Source organism: Pseudomonas sp. TWR3-1-1 (assembly GCF_049896545.1).
Lineage (GTDB): Bacteria > Pseudomonadota > Gammaproteobacteria > Pseudomonadales > Pseudomonadaceae > Aquipseudomonas > Aquipseudomonas weihenstephanensis.
The window spans coordinates 1-814 of record NZ_JAFCUO010000050.1 but is presented as its reverse complement, the minus strand read 5'-3'; the positions used below and the strand labels follow the sequence as shown (position 1 = coordinate 814).

At 56.3% G+C, this 814-nt stretch carries 1 protein-coding gene; it reads left to right on the top strand.

The window, feature by feature from the left end:
• Positions 1–657 (top strand): nucleoid-associated protein (locus ACP7A4_RS23150; protein ID WP_426248525.1); only part of this gene is annotated, 657 nt, incomplete at its 5' end.
• Between the last annotated feature and the right edge of the window lie 157 nt (positions 658–814).

Here is an 814-nt window from a genome sequence, read left to right as displayed (position 1 = left end):
TACCTGGTCATCGCTATGCTCCAGCAGAGTGAAAGTGTGACGGTGAATGCTGACCTCAGCGTTACGCCTTCCAAGCATCTGGACTTCGGCAATATCCACTTGGCTGCTCGGATCAATCTGTCGGAATGGCGCAACAACCCACAGTCGCGGCAGTACATTTCGTATCTCAAGGGCGCAAAGGGACGCAAAGCAACCGACTACTTCCGCGACTTCATTGGCTGTCAGGAAGGTGTCGACGGCCCGGGTGAAACCCGAACACTGCTCAAGGCATTCAGTGACTTTGTGGCGGCAGAGGATTTACACGAAGACAGTGCCCGCGAGAAGACTCAGGCGCTGGTCAGCTACTCAATGGCCCAGGCCAAGATTGGCGAGCCAATCACCCTCGACGAATTGTCTGAGCTGATCGACGAAGATCGTCCGAAAGCCTTCTACGACTTCATCCGCAATAAAGACTATGGCCTGTCGCAAGAGATACCAGCCGATAAGCGCACGCTGAACCAGTTCCGGCGCTTCACCGGTCGAACCAATGGCCTGTCGATCAGCTTTGAATCTCACATGCTCGGATCGGCAATTGAGTACGACGCAGAGGCAGGCAGCTTGCTGATGCGCGACCTGCCGACGCAGCTCAGGGATCAACTTAAGCGAGCCTCTGCCTGATTGGAGAAAGTCATGAGCACATTTGCAGTGTTTGGAATGACCCGCGACGTTGCGCTGGCCGAGGCCAAGAAGCGCACCAAAGGCACCCGCAAGAACGTGGAAGCACCGGGCGGCGTTGAGCCAATCCCGCTCGCAGAATGGATGGAGCTGGTCGAGA